Origin of the sequence: Alkalilacustris brevis (assembly GCF_003350345.1) — a bacterium.
Lineage (GTDB): Bacteria > Pseudomonadota > Alphaproteobacteria > Rhodobacterales > Rhodobacteraceae > Alkalilacustris > Alkalilacustris brevis.
The window spans coordinates 1-16535 of record NZ_QNVJ01000099.1 but is presented as its reverse complement, the minus strand read 5'-3'; the positions used below and the strand labels follow the sequence as shown (position 1 = coordinate 16535).

The 16535-nt window shown below is 65.6% G+C and carries 16 protein-coding genes and 1 tRNA gene; 10 read left to right on the top strand and 7 right to left on the bottom strand.

Annotated features, from left to right (window positions below; all coding sequences use genetic code 11):
- The coding region (locus DQ229_RS15710) for a 2-oxo acid dehydrogenase subunit E2 (RefSeq protein ID WP_114967215.1) at window positions 1–1162 on the top strand (1162 nt) is incomplete at its 5' end.
- 99 nt (window positions 1163–1261) lie between these two features.
- Here the strand turns inward: DQ229_RS15710 and cysE are convergent.
- Entirely contained in the window at window positions 1262–2071 is an 810-nt protein-coding gene (gene cysE / locus DQ229_RS15705) for a serine O-acetyltransferase (RefSeq protein WP_114967217.1), read from the bottom strand.
- A gap of 166 nt (window positions 2072–2237) precedes the next feature.
- Here cysE and DQ229_RS15700 point away from each other — a divergent pair.
- Window positions 2238–2322 (top strand) — tRNA-Leu (locus tag DQ229_RS15700).
- 152 nt (window positions 2323–2474) lie between these two features.
- Window positions 2475–2684, top strand: coding sequence for a DUF1127 domain-containing protein (locus tag DQ229_RS15695; RefSeq protein ID WP_114967214.1), 210 nt, complete (start codon window positions 2475–2477; stop codon window positions 2682–2684).
- A gap of 195 nt (window positions 2685–2879) precedes the next feature.
- On the opposite strand, the gene DQ229_RS15690 is transcribed toward DQ229_RS15695, so the two are convergent.
- Both DQ229_RS15690 and DQ229_RS15685 read right to left on the bottom strand, forming a co-directional pair.
- Window positions 2880–3755 (bottom strand): 50S ribosomal protein L11 methyltransferase, encoded by an 876-nt coding sequence (locus DQ229_RS15690; protein WP_114967213.1) that lies wholly within the window; start codon window positions 3753–3755, stop codon window positions 2880–2882.
- Window positions 3756–3878: 123 nt separating this feature from the next.
- Window positions 3879–4454 (bottom strand): biotin transporter BioY, encoded by a 576-nt coding sequence (locus DQ229_RS15685; RefSeq protein WP_114967212.1) that lies wholly within the window; start codon window positions 4452–4454, stop codon window positions 3879–3881.
- A gap of 225 nt (window positions 4455–4679) precedes the next feature.
- On the opposite strand from DQ229_RS15685, the gene DQ229_RS15680 reads away from it, so the two are divergent.
- Genes DQ229_RS15680 through DQ229_RS15670 form a run of 3 tightly spaced genes read left to right on the top strand, consistent with a single transcriptional unit; the run spans window position 4680 to window position 8986 of the window.
- Window positions 4680–5390 (top strand): ABC transporter ATP-binding protein, encoded by a 711-nt coding sequence (locus DQ229_RS15680; protein WP_114967211.1) that lies wholly within the window; start codon window positions 4680–4682, stop codon window positions 5388–5390.
- A gap of 4 nt (window positions 5391–5394) precedes the next feature.
- Window positions 5395–7767, top strand: a complete 2373-nt coding sequence (locus DQ229_RS15675) for an ABC transporter permease (protein ID WP_238381147.1) — start codon at window positions 5395–5397, stop codon at window positions 7765–7767.
- 4 nt (window positions 7768–7771) lie between these two features.
- On the top strand, window positions 7772–8986 hold the full coding sequence (locus DQ229_RS15670; RefSeq protein ID WP_114967210.1) for an efflux RND transporter periplasmic adaptor subunit: 1215 nt from the start codon (window positions 7772–7774) through the stop codon (window positions 8984–8986).
- A 33-nt stretch (window positions 8987–9019) separates the two neighbouring features.
- Here the strand turns inward: DQ229_RS15670 and DQ229_RS15665 are convergent, their stop codons facing one another.
- On the bottom strand, window positions 9020–9238 hold the full coding sequence (locus DQ229_RS15665; protein WP_155326541.1) for a DUF1127 domain-containing protein: 219 nt from the start codon (window positions 9236–9238) through the stop codon (window positions 9020–9022).
- A gap of 243 nt (window positions 9239–9481) precedes the next feature.
- Here DQ229_RS15665 and aroA point away from each other — a divergent pair, with 243 nt between their 5' ends.
- Both aroA and DQ229_RS15655 read left to right on the top strand, forming a co-directional pair.
- Window positions 9482–10828 (top strand): 3-phosphoshikimate 1-carboxyvinyltransferase, encoded by a 1347-nt coding sequence (aroA, locus tag DQ229_RS15660; RefSeq protein WP_114967208.1) that lies wholly within the window; start codon window positions 9482–9484, stop codon window positions 10826–10828.
- A 23-nt stretch (window positions 10829–10851) separates the two neighbouring features.
- Window positions 10852–11469: a (d)CMP kinase gene (locus DQ229_RS15655; protein ID WP_114967207.1), complete on the top strand. Its 618-nt coding sequence runs from the start codon at window positions 10852–10854 to the stop codon at window positions 11467–11469.
- A gap of 67 nt (window positions 11470–11536) precedes the next feature.
- Here DQ229_RS15655 and DQ229_RS15650 read toward each other — a convergent pair whose 3' ends face one another.
- On the bottom strand, window positions 11537–12532 hold the full coding sequence (locus tag DQ229_RS15650) for a hypothetical protein (RefSeq protein ID WP_114967206.1): 996 nt from the start codon (window positions 12530–12532) through the stop codon (window positions 11537–11539).
- 677 nt (window positions 12533–13209) lie between these two features.
- On the opposite strand from DQ229_RS15650, the gene rpsA reads away from it, so the two are divergent.
- Together rpsA and msrA are read left to right on the top strand one after the other, a co-directional pair.
- Window positions 13210–14895, top strand: a complete 1686-nt coding sequence (gene rpsA / locus DQ229_RS15645; RefSeq protein WP_114967205.1) for a 30S ribosomal protein S1 — start codon at window positions 13210–13212, stop codon at window positions 14893–14895.
- A gap of 154 nt (window positions 14896–15049) precedes the next feature.
- Window positions 15050–15712: a peptide-methionine (S)-S-oxide reductase MsrA gene (gene msrA / locus DQ229_RS15640; protein WP_114967204.1), complete on the top strand. Its 663-nt coding sequence runs from the start codon at window positions 15050–15052 to the stop codon at window positions 15710–15712.
- A 72-nt stretch (window positions 15713–15784) separates the two neighbouring features.
- Here msrA and purN read toward each other — a convergent pair whose 3' ends face one another.
- Together purN and DQ229_RS15630 are read right to left on the bottom strand one after the other, a co-directional pair.
- Entirely contained in the window at window positions 15785–16378 is a 594-nt protein-coding gene (gene purN, locus DQ229_RS15635) for a phosphoribosylglycinamide formyltransferase (RefSeq protein ID WP_114967203.1), read from the bottom strand.
- The gene (locus DQ229_RS15630) at window positions 16375–16533 is read right to left on the bottom strand and encodes an AIR synthase-related protein (RefSeq protein WP_274378857.1); all 159 of its coding nucleotides are present in this window, start codon (window positions 16531–16533) and stop codon (window positions 16375–16377) included. The genes purN and DQ229_RS15630 overlap by 4 nt, the downstream gene beginning before the upstream one ends.
- Window positions 16534–16535 lie beyond the last annotated feature (2 nt).

Below are 16535 nucleotides of genomic sequence, written 5' to 3'. Positions count from 1 at the left end.
CGGCAAGATCCTGATCGAAGAGGGCACCGAAGGCGTCAAGGTCAACACCCCCATCGCCGTGCTGCTGGAAGAAGGCGAAAGCGCCGAGGATATCGGCAAGGGCGATGCGTCCGGCAAGAGCGACAAACCCGCCAGGGATGAAAAGGCCGCCGATGATGACAAGTCCGCCCCGGAGAAGGCCGACAAGGGCACTGATGGAAAACCCGCTGCCGCCGAGGCCCCGCCAGCCCCCAAGTCGGAAGACGGCAGCCGCATCTTCGCCTCGCCGCTGGCGCGCCGCATCGCAGCCGACAAGGGGCTCGACCTGAGCCAGATCAAGGGCTCCGGCCCGCATGGGCGGATCGTCAAGGCGGATGTGGAAGCCGCCAAGCCCGCAAAGGCTGCTGTCGAGAAGCCCACCGCAGCCCCGGCCGCTGCCGCGCCGGCCGCCGGGCCCACGGCTGACCAGATCGCGCGCATGTATGAAGGCCGCGAGTTCGAAGAGGTCAAGCTGGATGGCATGCGCAAGACCGTCGCCGCGCGCCTGACCGAGGCCAAGCAGACCATCCCGCATTTCTACCTGCGCCGCGAGGTGCGGCTTGACGCGCTGCTGAAGTTCCGTTCCGAGCTGAACGCGCAGCTTGAACCGCGCGGCGTGAAGCTTTCGGTCAATGACTTCATCATCAAGGCCTGCGCGCTGGCGCTGCAGGCGGTGCCCGATGCCAATGCCGTCTGGGCGGGCGACCGGATCCTGCGGCTCAAGCCCTCGGATGTGGCGGTGGCCGTGGCGGTCGACGGGGGGCTGTTCACGCCCGTTCTGAAGGACGCGCACGCCAAGACGCTCTCGGCCCTGTCCGCCGAGATGAAGGATCTGGCTGGCCGCGCCCGCAATCGCAAGCTTGCGCCGCATGAATATGTGGGCGGCAGCTTTGCGATCTCGAACCTCGGCATGTTCGGGATCGACAATTTCGACGCGGTCATCAACCCGCCCCATGGCGCGATCCTCGCGGTCGGGGCCGGGGTGAAAAAGCCGATCATAGGCAAGGACAACAACGTCGAGGTCGCGACGGTCATGTCGATGACCCTGTCGGTCGATCACCGGGTGATCGACGGCGCGTTGGGGGCCGATCTGCTCAAGGCGATTGTCGAGAACCTGGAAAACCCGATGGCCATGCTGGCCTGAGCTTCACGCCGCGGGATTGGCTGCGGGGCAGGGGGCAACCTCTGCCCCCTTTTTCATGTGGCCGGGCTTCTGTTCGCCCGGCAACGCCCGCCGGGGCTCTCAGATCTCACCGCGCAGGATCTGGTCCATGGTCTGCGAAGGCTGCGCGCATCCGGCTTCGCCCACGATCCGCGCGGGCACTCCGGCGACGGTGGTCTTTGCCGGCACATCCTCCAGCACGACCGACCCGGCCGCTATGCGCGAGCAGTTGCCGATGCGGATGTTCCCCAGCACCTTGGCACCGGCGCCGATCATGACACCGTCGCCGATCTTGGGGTGGCGGTCGCCGTCTTCCTTGCCGGTGCCGCCCAGCGTGACTGAATGCAGCATCGAGACATTGTCGCCCACCACCGCGGTTTCACCGATCACGATGGAATGGGCGTGGTCGATCATGATGCCCTTGCCCACCCGCGCGCCGGGGTGGATATCGACACCGAAGGCTTCCGATACCCGCATCTGGATGAACGAGGCGAAATCGGCCCGACCCTGCTGGCACAGCCAATGGCTGATCCGGTAGGCCTGCAGCGCCTGGAACCCCTTAAAATACAGAAGCGGCTTGATGAAGCGGTTGCAGGCCGGGTCGCGCTCGTACACGGCCACCAGATCAGCGCGCGCGGCCTCGCCCAGCCAGGGGTCGGCGCCATAGGCCTCGTCGACGATCTCGCGCAGGATCTGCTCGCTCATCTCGGGCGAGGCCAGCTTGAGCGAAAAGCGGTAGGCCAGCGCACGCTCCAGCGACGGGTGGTGCAGCACCGAGGAATGGATCACCCCGCCCAGAAGCGGTTCGTCCTGCACGGCGCGTTCCGCCTCTTCGCGAATGCGCGTCCAGACCGGGTCGAGCTGCGCCAGCTTTGCCTGTTTCTTTGCCATGTTCCCGTCTCCCTCGGCCTTGCCGCGCCTGAGCGAAAAGATAACCATATCGGCCCGGATTGACAGGCCCCATGGCAAAAAAATCGCCCCCGTTCCGGGTGCCGGGCGCGCGCTTGCCGCTTGAGGCTGCCGCCGGTCTGTGCCAATACCTTGGGCCGAAGCCGCCGCGGGTGTGGTGGAATGGTAGACACGAAGGTCTCAAAAACCTTTGCCTAACCGGCGTGCGGGTTCGAGTCCCGCCACCCGCACCATATGAACGCCCCGGCGGACAAGATCCGCCCGCCATGCATTCCGCGCAGATGTGCCTTGCAAAACCGTCTCTTGTGGCCGGTTCTCCGAAAGCCTAGCTGCCGGTCAGAAACATGTCGGGCCTGCAAGACCCGCTTCTTCCGGAGAATGTGAAATGGCAGATTTCAGCACTGATCGCCCGGCAACGACCGGGCTTTTCGGCGGTTTTGCGGGGCTGTCGGTCGGCGGCACGCTGGCCGCGCTCGGCACCTGGCACAACCGCCGCCTGACGCGGCGCGAGTTGTCGCGCCTGAGCGACCACGAACTTGAGGATATCGGGCTTTCCCGCGGCGATATCGACCGGGTGGTCAACACTCTGCGCTGAGCGCGGACACGCCCGCGAGTCACCACTCACCGAACCGCATCGGGGCCGCCCCGGCAATTGCCGGGCGGCCTCGATTCATTCGCCCGTCCTGTCGTCGCGCGCCGTTTTGCCGGTAACCCGTCCGCGCCACGGTCGAAAACCTGCCCGGCTTTCCGACCGCAAGCCCGGGCTGCGGAACATTGTGCAGCCATCTGCTCACCCCTTGCGGCGGGTCAGCACCAACGTTGCCCAATCGCCGATATCCTCGCGCTCGGCCACGTCGAAACCGGCGGCCGCATAGGCGGCGATCACGTCATCGGCCTGGGTGGTCAGCAATCCCGACAGGATCGCCTGGCCGTCGGGCGCGACATGCGCGCCCATGGCCGGGGCCAGGTCGATCAGCGGCCCCTTCAGGATATTGGCGAAGACCAGATCGAAAGGCGCGGCCTGCGCCAGTTCGGGGTGGTCGAAGCCCGTGGCCTCGATACAGCGCACCCGGCCCTGCAACCCGTTGGCGGCGACATTGGCCTCGGCCACTTCCACCGCGACCGCATCGATGTCGCTGGCCAGCACCGGCTCGGGCCAGACGCTGGCCGCGGCCATCGCCAGCACTGCCGTTCCGCAGCCGATATCGGCCACGCGGTGCCGCACCTGCCCTGCCGACACCATCCGGTCCAGCGCGCGCAGGCATCCCAGCGTGGTGCCGTGATGGCCGGTGCCGAAGGCCATTGCGGCCTCGATCAACAGCGCCACGCGCCCCTCGGGCACCCGGTCGGCGTCATGGCTGCCATAGACGAAAAAGCGCCCCGCCTCGACCGGCACCAGCTCGCGCTTGACCTTGGCGACCCAGTCGATCTCGGGCAGTTCCGAGACCGAGAAATCCTGCGCCCCGTGCACCACCGCCAGCAGGGCCAGCGCCGCCGGGTCGGGGGCCGCATCGAAATAGCCGCCCACTTCCCACAGGCCCGAGCCATCCTCGATCTCGAACACACCGACGCCGCTGGGCGGGGGGTCCAGCTGCTCGAGCGCTTCGGCCAGGGCCTCGGCGGGTTCCTGCCCGGCCAGAGAGGTCAGTGCGGAAAAGGTGGTCATGGGCTTGGGCCTCGCTACGGTGTCGACGCCGCGATAGGCCGCAAGGCGGGCCGGGTCAAGGCAAAGGCGCCGCCCCCGGCCAGGAGCGGCGCCTCGCACGAAATTCGGTCAGGTTGCTCGCGATCAGCCCTGATGACGGCGCAATGCTTGCCAGCCGCCCGCCACGATCAGCGCGGCAACAGCCGATTTCACCACACCGCCAAGCTGGAAGGGCAGCGCGCCGGCGATGAAAGCCCCCTCAAGCGACAGCGGCGTGATCGCCCATAGCCACAGCACGCCGGGCACGAAAAGCAGCAGCGCCGGCACGAAGGCCGCCACAAAAAGCCGCAGGAAGCCACGATCCAACCCGCGCTCGACCAGCCAGCCGGTCAGCCAGGCCATCGCGACAAAACCGATCAGGAAGCCGCCGGTCGGCCCCATCATGTAAGGCAGCCCCGCCGCACCGCCGGCAAAGAAGGGCAGCCCGATGGCCCCTTGCGCCAGGTAGGCCGCCAGCGTCACCGCCGCGAGCCGCGCGCCATAGGTCAGCCCGATCAGCGAAATGGCCAGCGTCTGCAGCGTCATCGGCACCGGAAACATCGGCACGGAGATCTGGGCCGACATGGCCACCAGCAGGCTGCCGAACACCACCAGGGCAATCTGGCGTTGAAGGCTGGGTATTCCGAGCAGGGCTTGCGAAAGCGTCGCGGGGCGGTTCATGGCTGTGGTCCCTTTCTTGCCGTCATGCGCGAGACAAGCTCTTCCCCATCGGCTGCCCCAAGTCAAGACTCGGGCTTGACGGGCCGCCTTTGCAGCGGCTCCCCCAGCAGCAGGAAAGCCTTGCATTGCAACATGCCCGGCCCGACACTTTCTCTGCGTGTTCGGGATTCGAAATTTGCAAGGCCAGAGCAGCCGGCCAGCCCGTTTCAGGCCGCGGAGACATTGATGGAACGCAAGGCGGTTTTCCGCACCGAAGGCATTACCAAGGTCTATGGCACCGGCCCGGCCGCCGTTCACGCGTTGCGCGGCGTCGATCTGGCGCTTTACGAGGGCGAGATGGTGGTGATGCTGGGCGCCTCAGGCTCGGGCAAGTCCACCTTGCTCAACATCCTGGGCGCGCTCGATACCCCCACCGATGGGCGCGTGTTCTTCCGCGATCGCGAGTTGACAAGGCTGTCCGATGCCGCGCTGACTGCCTTCCGGCGCGACCATGTGGGCTTTGTCTTTCAGTTCTACAATCTGGTGCCTTCGCTAACCGCACGCGAGAATGTCGCGCTTGTGACCGAGATCGCCCGAAACCCGATGCGCCCGGAAGAGGCGCTGGAACGTGCGGGCCTGCCCGACCGGATGGATCACTTTCCCGCCGAACTTTCCGGCGGCGAGCAACAGCGCGTGGCCATCGCCCGCGCCATCGCCAAGCGGCCCGAGGTGCTGCTGTGCGACGAGCCTACCGGCGCGCTTGACAGCAAGACCGGGGTGAAGGTGCTGGAAGCGCTGGTGTCGATCAATGACGAGTTGGGAACCGCGACCGCGCTGATTACCCATAACGTGGGTATCCGCAAGATTGCCCACCGGGTGATCGTGCTGGCCGACGGGCAGGTGGCCGAAGTCACCGAGAACGACGCACGCGTGCCGCCTGCAGACGTAAGCTGGTAATGCCATGCTGACCCTGCGCGCACTCGACCGCAAGCTGTGGCGCGACATGCGCCGCATCTGGGCGCAAAGCCTGGCCATCGCCATGGTGCTGGCCTGCGGGGTGGCGGTGCTGATCCTGTCCTTCGGAACGCTTCAGAATCTCACCGAAACGCGCGACGCCTATTACGAGCGCAACCGCTTCGCCGATATCTTCGCCGGGGCCACACGGGTGCCCGACCCGATCGTCAGAGAAATCGCACGGCTGCCCGGTGTCGCCCAGGTGGAGCCGCGCATTGCCGACTATGTCGTGCTCGACATGCCCGGGATGGTGGAGCCGGGCATGGGCCGGGTAATATCGCTGCCGCCCGATGGCGCGCTTGTGCTCAACATCCCGTTGCTGCGCACGGGCCGGCTACCCGACCCGCTGAGCGCCGACGAGGTTGCCGTTGCCCAGCCTTTCGCCGAGGCCCACGGGCTGCGCCCCGGAGACAGTTTCCGTGCCGTCATGAACGGACAGATGCGCGAATTGCAGGTGGCGGGCATCGTGCTGTCGCCCGAATACATCTACACTATCGGGCCAGCCTCGCTGTTTCCGGACAACCGGCGCTTCGGCGTGTTCTGGATGAGCCACACGGCGGCTGCGGCGGCCTTCGACCTGGACGGCGCCTTCAACGACATCTCGCTGCGGCTTACCCCCGGCGCCGACGCCGCGCCGGTGATTGCCGCGCTCGATGACATGCTCGACCCTTACGGCGGCACCGGCGCGCATGACCGTGACCGGCAGATGTCGCACAATTTTCTCAAGCACGAGCTGGAGCAGCTTGAGGCGCTGGCGTGGATCATGCCGCCGATCTTCTTCGTCGTGTCGGCCTTTCTGGTCAACATGGTCATGGGCCGGCTGATCGCGTTGGAGCGCCAGCAGATCGGGCTGATGAAGGCCGTGGGCTACCGCACGCGCGAGATTTCGGCGCATTATCTGAAGATGGCAGCGGTGATCGGTGTGCTGGGCGTGCTGATCGGCTGGGCCGCGGGCATCTGGATCTCCGACGGCATGACCGAGCTTTACGCCGAATTCTTCCATTTTCCCTATCTGGTCAGCGCGCCCTCGACAGCGGCGTTTGCAATCTCGGGCGTGCTGGCCGTCGCGACAGTGGTGGTGGGGGCGATGCGGGCCGTGCGGGGCACGGTGCGGCTGCGCCCGGCAGTGGCCATGTCGCCGCCAGAGCCGCCGAAGTTCTCGCGCGGGCTGGTGGATCACCTGGGCACATGGCTGCGGCTGCGCCAGACCACAATGATGATCCTGCGTTCGATAACCCGCTGGCCGGGACGCGCGGCGGTGACATTCCTGGGGGTGGCCACCTCGGTGGCGGTGCTGGTGGGGTCGTTTTTCTTTTTCGACGCGTTCGACGTGATGATGGACGAGATGTTCACCCAGTCGAACCGCCAGCAGATGACGCTCAACCTGACGCGCGAGCAAACACTCGCGGCGGTCGAGGATGCCACGAACCTGCCCGGTGTGCTGCGCGTCGAGGGCGGCTATGCCGTGCAGGTGCGCCTGATCAACGGGCCGCGCGAAAGCCTGCAAAGCCTTCAGGCCCGGCCCGACGACGCCGAGCTTGTGCGCCTGCTCGACCGCGACAGCCGGCCGGTGCCTGTCTCGCCCTCCGGACTGATCCTGCCCGAGCTTCTCGCCGATGACCTGGGCGTGCAGGCAGGCGATGTGCTGGCCGTGGAGTTTCTGGGCGGACACCGTGAAACCCATGCGGTGCCGGTAGCGCAAGTCGCCCGGCAAAGCCTGGGCGAAGCCGCCTACATGCGCGACACGGCGCTGTTCGAGCTGCTGCGCGTCGCGCCGCGCGTCAACCAGTTGAACCTGTTGGTAGACGAAGCCGCCCTGCCCGCCCTTTACGCGCAGATCAAGGCCACCCCCGCGATCAGCGGCGTGGCACTCTGGAGCGAGGTGCGCGTGCAGTATCAGGAAATGGTGGACGAAACCCTGTTCACCATGATCTTCATCTACACAATGCTTGGCGTCCTGATTGCCGTGGGCGTGGTTTACAACGCGGCCCGCATCCAGCTTTCTGAACGTGCGCATGAACTGGCCAGCCTGCGGGTGCTGGGTTTTTCGCGCGGCGAGGTGTCTTATGTGCTGGTGGGCGAGATCATGTTGCTTACGCTGGCCGGTCTGCCGCTGGGCTGGCTGGCGGGCTATGGCTTCGCTGCGATGACGTCGGCGGGGCTTTCCTCGGAGATCGTGAACATCCCGCTTGTCGTCTCGAAGCAGACCTACGCCTGGGCGGCGCTCGTGGTGTTCGTGTCGGCCTTGGGCTCGGTGCTGCTGGTGCGGCGGCGGCTCGACCGGGTCGAACTGGTTTCGGCGCTGAAACAGAAGGAGTAAGCCAATGTCGAAGGCGCGCATTCTTGGCATAACGATGCTTGCCGCGGCGGGGCTTGGCGGGCTGGTATGGGCTTTCTGGCCCGAGCCGGTCGCTGTGGATATGGTCGAGGCTCGCAGCGGCCCGCTCCGCGTCACCGTCGCAGCCGAGGGCGTGACCCGTGTGCGCAACCCGTTTCATGTCACCGCGCCGATCACCGGCACGGCCAGCCGATCACCCGTGCAGGTGGGCGACACGGTCTTGCGCGACACCACGGTGGTGGCCACGATCCAGCCCGCCGAACCTGCCTTTCTGGACGCCCGCGCCCGCGCCGAGGCCGAAGCCGCCGTAACCGAGGCCCAGGCCGCCGTGCGCCTGGCGCAGGCCAATCTGCTGCGCGCCCAGGCCGATCTGGCCTATGCCGAAAGCCAGCTCGCCCGTAATCGCGAACTGGCCGCGCGCGGGGCGATCCCACAGCGGGCCCTGGAAGACACCCAGCAGCAGGTGGAATCCCAGCGGGCAGCACTGGCGGCCGCCGAATCCGAGCTGGAAATGCGCCGCGCCACGCTGGCCCGCACCGAGGCGCATCTGATGGGGCCTTCCGCCCCCGCGCCCGAAGCAGAACCCGGCTCCTGCTGCATCGACATCCCCGCGCCGCTGTCGGGCACCGTGCTGGCCGTATCCGAGACCAGCGCGCGGCTGGTGCAGGCCGGGGAGCGGCTGCTGACCATCGGCGATCTGCGCGATCTGGAGATCGAGGTGGACCTGCTGTCTTCCGACGCGGTGCGCCTTGCGCCCGGCGCGCCCGCCCTGATCGAGCGCTGGGGCCGCGACGGGGCGCTGAACGCGCGGCTGCGCCGGATCGATCCGCAGGGGTTCACCCGTATCTCTGCGCTGGGGATCGAGGAACAGCGGGTGCGCGTCTATCTCGATTTCACCGACCCGCCCGAAACCCGCCGGGGCCTGGGCGATGCCTTCCGCATCTTTGCGCGAATCGTCGTGGAAGAGGCGGAAGATACGCTTCAGATTCCGGTCAGCGCGCTGTTTCGCGACGGCGATGACTGGGCCGTGTTCCGGGTGGAGGACGACCGCGCATTGCTGGCCCGCGTCGAGACCGGGTTGCGCACCCAGAGCGATGTCGAGATACTTTCAGGGCTGACGGCGGGCGACCAGGTCATCGCCTATCCCGGCGACCGGATCAGCGAAGGGGTGCGGGTAATCGCACGCAACGCACGGCGCTGAGCGTCAGCGCCGCGCAATCAAGCGCGTTTGCGGTTACTTACCGCGCCCGAACACATGGCCCGGGATATCGTTGCGGGTCAGGCCGCGTTCGGCCAGTTCCGCATCGCTGAGCGACATCAGGTATTCCATTTCGCGGGCTTCGCTGAAGGTTTCCGCAACGCCCGTCACGAAACGGACCGTCGCCGCGAAAGCCTGGGCGATGCTGCCAAGGATGCCATTGCCGGCGGGGGTGTGGATATGAATGCTTGCCATGATCGTTTTCCTCATGTGTCTGACCTGTGCGCGGGGCAGGCTCATGCCCTTTGCTGTTGCTGATCTTCATATAGGAAGGCCCCCTGTTCTGACTTCCCCCTAAAGGCGAAACCCCGCCTTGCGCCCAGTGCAATGCAGGTGCAGCATTGTTCGCGCGCGCAGACCATTCCGAAAACCCGGTAGACCGGACCCGGCGCTTTGGATAAGCCTGCCGGCAACCACCTGACTGGGGAGAATCCGCGCATGTCCGCTCATGGCCAGCCCTTTTCGATGACCGCCCGCCGCTCGGGGCCGCTGCGCGGCGCGGCCGAGGTGCCGGGTGACAAGTCGATCAGCCACCGCGCGCTGATCCTCGGGGCGCTCTCGGTGGGCGAGACCCGCATCACCGGGCTGCTGGAAGGACAGGATGTGCTCGACACCGCGGAAGCGATGCGCGCCTTCGGCGCTGAGGTCACGCATCACGGCCCCGGCGCATGGTCGGTGCATGGCGTCGGCGTAGGCGGGTTCGCCGAACCCAGCCAAGTGATCGATTGCGGCAATTCCGGCACTGGGGTGCGGCTGATCATGGGCGCGATGGCCACCACCGGCATCACCGCCACCTTTACCGGCGATGCCAGCCTCAACAAACGGCCGATGGGGCGCGTGACCGATCCGCTGGCGCTTTTCGGTGCGCAGGCGGTGGGGCGCGCGGGCGGGCGGCTGCCGCTCACGCTGGTGGGCGCGGCCGATCCGGTGCCGGTGCGCTATGCCACGCCGATGCCTTCAGCGCAGGTGAAATCGGCGGTGTTGCTGGCGGGGTTGAACGCACCCGGCCAGACCGTCGTGATCGAACGCGAGGCTACGCGCGACCATACCGAACGGATGCTTGCAGGCTTCGGCGCGCAGATCACCGTCGAGGACGGCGCGGAGGAGCGCACCATCACCCTGACCGGCCAGCCCGAACTGGTGGCGCAGGACGTCGCCGTCCCGCGCGACCCGAGTTCGGCGGCTTTTCCCGTCTGCGCAGCACTCATGATCGAGGGCTCGGAAATCACCGTGCCTGGCGTCAGCCAGAACCCCACCCGCAACGGGCTGTTCGCCACGCTGGTCGAGATGGGCGCCGAAATCGCCTTCGACAACCCGCGCGAGGAAGGCGGCGAGCCCGTGGCCGACCTGCGCGTGGCGCATGGCCCGCTCAAGGGGGTCGAGGTGCCGCCCGAGCGTGCCGCCAGCATGATCGACGAATACCCGGTCCTGGCCGCGCTGGCCGCCACCGCCGAGGGCGCGACCGTGATGCGCGGGGTGCGCGAACTGCGCGTGAAGGAAAGCGACCGCATCGCCGCAATGGCGCGCGGGCTGGAGGCTTGCGGCATCCGCATCGAAGAAACCGAAGACAGCCTCACCGTGCATGGCACAGGAGCGGGCGGCGTGCCGGGGGGGGCGACGGTGCAAAGCCATCTGGACCACCGCATCGCCATGAGCTTTCTGTGCCTCGGGCTGGCCGCGCGCGCGCCAATCACGGTGGATGATGCCAGCCCCATCGACACCTCCTTTCCCACCTTCGGCGCGCTGATGCAGGGGCTTGGCGCTTTGATCGAGCGCGCGGACTGAGCGCGGCCAGCAAGGGGGCGCCCATGAAACTGACCATCGCCATCGACGGGCCGGCCGCCGCCGGCAAGGGCACGATCAGCCGCGCGGTGGCGGCACATTTCGGGCTGGCGCATCTGGATACCGGGTTGCTTTACCGCGCGGTCGGCGCGCGCGTGGCCGAAGGCATGGAACCGCTTGAAGCCGCGCAAACGCTGAGCGAAGCGGATCTGGCGCGCAGCGATCTGCGCAGCGCCGCCGCCGGGCGCGCGGCCAGCGAGGTTGCCGCCCTGCCCGAGGTGCGCGCGGCCTTGGTGGATTTCCAGCGCGCCTTTGCCGCGCGGGCGGGCGGCGCGGTGCTCGATGGCCGCGACATCGGCACGGTGATCTGCCCCGATGCGGACGTGAAGCTGTTCGTCACCGCCAGCGCCGAGGTGCGCGCCCACCGCCGCTGGCTGGAGCTGCGCGCGGCCGAGCCGGACCTGCGGGAGGCTGACGTGCTGGCGGAACTGCGCGCGCGCGACGAACGCGACAGCCAGCGCAGCACCGCACCGCTGCGCCCCGCCGAAGACGCCGTCACGCTGGACACCTCGAAGCTGAGCATCGAGGAAGCCGTGGCGCAGGCGGTGGAACTCGTGCGCCGCGCCGTGGCGGGCCGGGAATGAAACGGCCGCCCCGAGGGGCGGCCGCAACTTAGCTTAGCTCATGTAGCGGCTTTTACTTAACGCTGATTTAAACGAAAGCGAACTCGTCGCATGTATCGGGGATCCATGCCTCATCGAAATTAAGGGTGTAGTCGATATCCTTATCGGAAATTGGCTCTCCGGAAGGAAACGGCTCATTACCGGGGTCATTATCGAGTTCGAAAAACGCGCTACTCTTGGAGTTCGGGTTGTCGAAAACGAAGTCCTGATCATAGAGATTCGAATCCTCAAAGAGGTTTTTCCCTCCCTTGATCTCAACCCCCAGAAGCGTTGCATCCTCCAGAGCAGGGTAAGTATCATAGATGGTGCCGAGCGCGTTCTTATACCAAGTATCAAGGTTGTTGACGCAATCGTTACCCTCGAACTCGTCTGGAATATTGATCTTGATTGTAATGTATCCATCACCTTGGCTGCTGATCTCTCCTTTATCTTTCTCTACCGGGCTCGTATCTAGGTCCTTGACGCCCTCGCCGTCAAAATAGAACAGCACATATGAAATGTCCCTATCGAGGTCCGGGAAGTGATCGGTCGGCTCTTCCGGCGGTGTATACTCATCGCCAACCAGCTTCAGCGAACCGCCTGGCGCATTGGTGCTGGTGACGCGGATGCCAAGTAGTTCGATATCATCGAGGTCGGTCGGAAATCCATCGAGCGGGAAGGTCGCGGTCGTGGGTTTGTCCGGATCACCGCTTGCCACCAGATAGGTGTCGGGCGGGGTCTTGCCCAGGCCGGGGTTGGACAGCTTCACGCCGCCGTCCCACTCGACGGGTTCGCCGTCGAATTTCGAACCCTCGCCGTTCATGTTCAGCGATTTGTCCTTCTTGGCGTCGAAGTTCTCGAACGTCCCGTTATTCGTATCGTTCTCACCATCGCTATGGTAGAAAGCGTTGAAATTGCCCTCACCCGCATGGACAGTGACCTTCGCCTGGACGACCCCGTCCTCAACGAACAGCTCCACCTCGAACTTGTAATAGGTGCCATCTTCGAGGCTTCCGCCTTCATACATGAATGTCTTGGTGCTCATCTCGTTAACTCCTTGCAAGCGGCCGAGCAGACAGCCGCCATCCGCTCCCGGATGGATGATCCGGGCTATTGGTATTGCTTTCGAAACAGTTCAACCGCTGCGGCCGCGTTAATCCGGCCGCAACAACAGTCAGTCGGGTGCAGGCACCCGAGCGGCTTTCGGTTTCCCAAAAGTCAAAGGATCGCCGCGCCCACAGAAATTGGCCGCGACCGGTGGCAGGTGGGGCAGCCCTTCAAACCAAGGCATGGGCCACCCGAACGGCCTCATTTTACCATATTTCTGCCGCAATCAACCGAAATTCAGCGACTGACGCCTCATTTTCGCCCCATTTTTACGGGTCCGTTACGCATTCCCAAGACTATATACCTCTTTGGATTGTGCTACTAAAATGCGCCGCAACGCAAAGTAGCGAAACAATCCTTGACATTCGATCTGGCCGAATCACCTTGCGGTCCCCGCAGCTTGGCGCTTGCGTCGCGGGCACGGGCGCGGTATAGGCACGCCAGTCAAAGGGCGTCAGACCCAAGCGGACGGATCGGGCAGGGCCGGGAATTTTCTCAGGCCCGTTTTCGTTTTGGCTCACCGCCATCATTGGGGGTGCCTTGTGACACAATCTGAAAGACCGGCGGAGCCAACCGTCAGGCCGGAAAATCGACTGTAAAGGAACTGAAACACGCATGTGTGCTAAAGCAACCATGGAGGAGTTCGAGGCCCTCCTGAACGAAAGCCTCGAAATCGACACCCCGGACGAAGGCAGTGTCGTCAAGGGCCGCGTTCTTGCCATCGAGGCAGGCCAGGCCATCATCGACGTGGGCTACAAGATGGAAGGCCGCGTCGACCTGAAGGAATTTGCCAACCCCGGCGAAGCCCCCGACATTTCGGTCGGCGATGAGGTCGAGGTCTATCTCGACCGGGTCGAGAACGCCCGCGGCGAAGCCGTCATCAGCCGCGACAAGGCCCGCCGCGAGGCCGCCTGGGACCGTCTGGAAAAAGCTTATGCCGATGAAGAGCGCGTCGAAGGCGCCATCTTCGGCCGCGTCAAGGGTGGCTTCACCGTCGATCTGGGCGGTGCCGTGGCCTTCCTGCCCGGCAGCCAGGTCGATGTGCGCCCGGTGCGCGATGCCGGCCCGCTGATGGGCCTCAAGCAGCCCTTCCAGATACTCAAGATGGATCGCCGCCGCGGCAATATCGTCGTCTCGCGCCGCGCTATCCTGGAAGAGTCCCGCGCCGAGCAGCGCGCCGAGGTCATCGCGAAACTGGCCGAGGGCGATGTGGTCGATGGTGTGGTCAAGAACATCACCGAATACGGCGCATTCGTCGATCTGGGTGGTGTTGACGGGCTTCTGCACGTCACCGACATGGCCTGGCGCCGGGTCAACCACCCCTCCGAGATCCTGTCGATCGGCGAGACGATCAAGGTGCAGATCATCAAGGTCAACAAGGAAACCCACCGCATCAGCCTGGGCATCAAGCAGCTCCAGGCCGACCCGTGGGATTCGGTGGCCGACAAGTATGCGCTCGGCTCGGTCCACAAGGGACGCGTGACCAACATCACCGATTACGGCGCCTTCGTGGAGCTGGAACCCGGCGTGGAAGGTCTGGTGCATGTCTCGGAAATGAGCTGGACCAAGAAGAACATCCACCCCGGCAAGATCGTCTCGACCAGCCAGGAAGTCGAAGTCATGGTGCTCGACGTCGATCTGGCCAAACGCCGCGTCAGCCTCGGCCTGAAGCAGACCCAGCGCAATCCCTGGGAAGTCTTTGCCGAGACTCACCCGACCGGCACCCAGATCGAGGGCGAGGTCAAGAACATCACCGAGTTCGGCCTGTTCGTGGGGCTGGAGGGCGATATCGACGGGATGGTCCACCTCTCCGATCTGAGCTGGGACCAGCGCGGCGAAGAAGCGATCCAGGACTATCGCAAGGGCGATGTGGTCAAGGCTGTCGTCACCGAAGTCGATGTCGAGAAAGAGCGCATCTCGCTCTCGGTCAAGGCGCTCGAGAATGACAGCTTCTCCGATGCTGTCGATGGCGTGAAGCGCGGCTCGGTCGTGACCTGCACCGTCACCGCGATCGAGGATGGCGGCATCGAAGTCGAATACAACGGCATGAAGTCCTTCATCCGCCGTTCCGATCTGTCGCGCGACCGGTCCGAGCAGCGGCCCGAGCGCTTCCAGGTCGGCGACAAGGTCGATGCCCGCGTCACCAATGTCGATGCCAAGACCCGCCGTCTCGGCCTGTCGATCAAGGCACGCGAGATCGCCGAAGAGAAAGAAGCCGTGCAGCAGTATGGCTCTTCCGACTCGGGCGCTTCGCTGGGTGACATTCTCGGCGCGGCCCTGAAAAGCAACGAAAAGGGCTGATCGGGTCAGGAGGCCGCAAAACGGCCTCCTGAACTGCAAGGCAGATCATCCAAGGCCCCGCCGGGACACCCCCGGCGGGGCCTTTCGCATCGCAGCCCACTGGCCCCGCAGGCGCAGGCTGCTAGATTGCAGACCAGTAGCCAGGGAGGCCCCGATGTTTTTCACCACCTCGAAGAAGACCGAAATGATACACCCCGAAGCCGCGCTTGCGGGCCGCGAGGCCCCCATTCCCACCGCCGAGACGCATTTCATCACCGGACGCCCGTTGAAAGCCCCCGTGCCCGAAGGCATGGAGGAAGCGATTTTCGGCATGGGCTGTTTCTGGGGAGTGGAGCGGATGTTCTGGAAGCTGCCCGGTGTATGGATGACCGCCGCAGGCTATGCGGGGGGCTACACCCCGAACCCCACCTATGAAGAGGTTTGCACGGGCCGAACCGGCCATAACGAGGTGGTGCGGCTGATCTTCGACCCTGCGCATATCTCTTATGACGACCTGCTGCGTGTCTTCTGGGAAGGCCACGACCCCACCCAGGGGATGCGGCAGGGCAACGATCTGGGAACGCAATATCGCTCGGGCGTTTACTGGTTCAATGACGGCCAGCGCGCCGCCGCCGAGGCCAGCCGCGCGGCTTACGCCGAACGGCTGCACGCCGCGGGCCTGGGTGTGATCACCACCGAGATCACCCGCGCACCGGCTTTCTATTACGCCGAGGATTACCACCAGCAATACCTCGCGAAGAACCCGGGCGGCTACTGCGGGATCGGCGGCACCGGGGTAAGCTGCCCGATCGGCACCGGGGTTGCCGGCGGCGGGTGACGCCGCCTCGCGGCTTGCCGGCGGCGTTTTCGGCGCACGGTTGCCGTGGCCCGGCGGACGCCGGGCAAGGAATCATTCCAGATAGATCGGCGTGCGGTCGCCCCGCGCGAAACGCTCCAGCACCGCCGGGTAAAGCCGGTGCTCCATCGGCAGCACCCGTGCCGCCAATGTCTCGGGCGTATCGCCGGGCAGGACAGGCACACGCGCCTGCCCCAGGATCGGCCCGTCATCAAGCGCGGCCGTCACCTCATGCACGGTGCAGCCGGCCTGCTTGTCGCCCGCGGCGATGGCCCGCGCATGGGTGTCGAGCCCTTTGTAAAGCGGCAATAGAGACGGGTGGATATTGAGCATCCGCCCCTCGAAACGCGCCACGAAATCGGGGGAGAGGATGCGCATGAACCCCGCTAGGCAGACAATATCGGGCGCGGCTTCGAGCAGCGGCTGCAACAGCGCCGCCTCGAACGCCGCGCGGTCGCGCCCGAAGGCACGGTGATCGACCGCCGCGACCTCAACCCCCATGTCACGGGCCTTTTCCAGCCCGCCCGCCGCCGGGTCGTTGGACAAGACCAGAACCGGGCGCGCCGGATGATCGCCCGTCATCGAGCGCACCAGCGCCACCATGTTCGAGCCACCGCCAGAAATCAGGATCGCCACCCGCCGTGTCACGCCAACGCCCCGGTATAGCTTATGCTTTCGCCGGGTTCGATCTCGCCGATGCGGAAGACGGTTTCGCCCGCCGCCTCGAGCTGCGCCTGCAGCGGCGCGGCCGCCTCGGGGGCCACCACCAGCGCCAGGCCGATGCCGGCGTTGAAGGTGCGCAGAA

What these genes read in the sequence shown, in the direction of transcription:
- cysE (WP_114967217.1), bottom strand. Translation starts at nt 2,071, where the DNA reads ATGGCAAAGAAACAGGCAAAGCTGGCGCAGCTCGACCCGGTCTGGACG.
- DQ229_RS15695 (WP_114967214.1), top strand. Translation starts at nt 2,475, where the DNA reads ATGGCAGATTTCAGCACTGATCGCCCGGCAACGACCGGGCTTTTCGGC.
- DQ229_RS15690 (WP_114967213.1), bottom strand. Translation starts at nt 3,755, where the DNA reads ATGACCACCTTTTCCGCACTGACCTCTCTGGCCGGGCAGGAACCCGCC.
- DQ229_RS15685 (WP_114967212.1), bottom strand. Translation starts at nt 4,454, where the DNA reads ATGAACCGCCCCGCGACGCTTTCGCAAGCCCTGCTCGGAATACCCAGC.
- DQ229_RS15680 (WP_114967211.1), top strand. Translation starts at nt 4,680, where the DNA reads ATGGAACGCAAGGCGGTTTTCCGCACCGAAGGCATTACCAAGGTCTAT.
- DQ229_RS15675 (WP_238381147.1), top strand. Translation starts at nt 5,395, where the DNA reads ATGCTGACCCTGCGCGCACTCGACCGCAAGCTGTGGCGCGACATGCGC.
- DQ229_RS15670 (WP_114967210.1), top strand. Translation starts at nt 7,772, where the DNA reads ATGTCGAAGGCGCGCATTCTTGGCATAACGATGCTTGCCGCGGCGGGG.
- DQ229_RS15665 (WP_155326541.1), bottom strand. Translation starts at nt 9,238, where the DNA reads ATGGCAAGCATTCATATCCACACCCCCGCCGGCAATGGCATCCTTGGC.
- aroA (WP_114967208.1), top strand. Translation starts at nt 9,482, where the DNA reads ATGTCCGCTCATGGCCAGCCCTTTTCGATGACCGCCCGCCGCTCGGGG.
- DQ229_RS15655 (WP_114967207.1), top strand. Translation starts at nt 10,852, where the DNA reads ATGAAACTGACCATCGCCATCGACGGGCCGGCCGCCGCCGGCAAGGGC.
- DQ229_RS15650 (WP_114967206.1), bottom strand. Translation starts at nt 12,532, where the DNA reads ATGAGCACCAAGACATTCATGTATGAAGGCGGAAGCCTCGAAGATGGC.
- rpsA (WP_114967205.1), top strand. Translation starts at nt 13,210, where the DNA reads ATGTGTGCTAAAGCAACCATGGAGGAGTTCGAGGCCCTCCTGAACGAA.
- msrA (WP_114967204.1), top strand. Translation starts at nt 15,050, where the DNA reads ATGTTTTTCACCACCTCGAAGAAGACCGAAATGATACACCCCGAAGCC.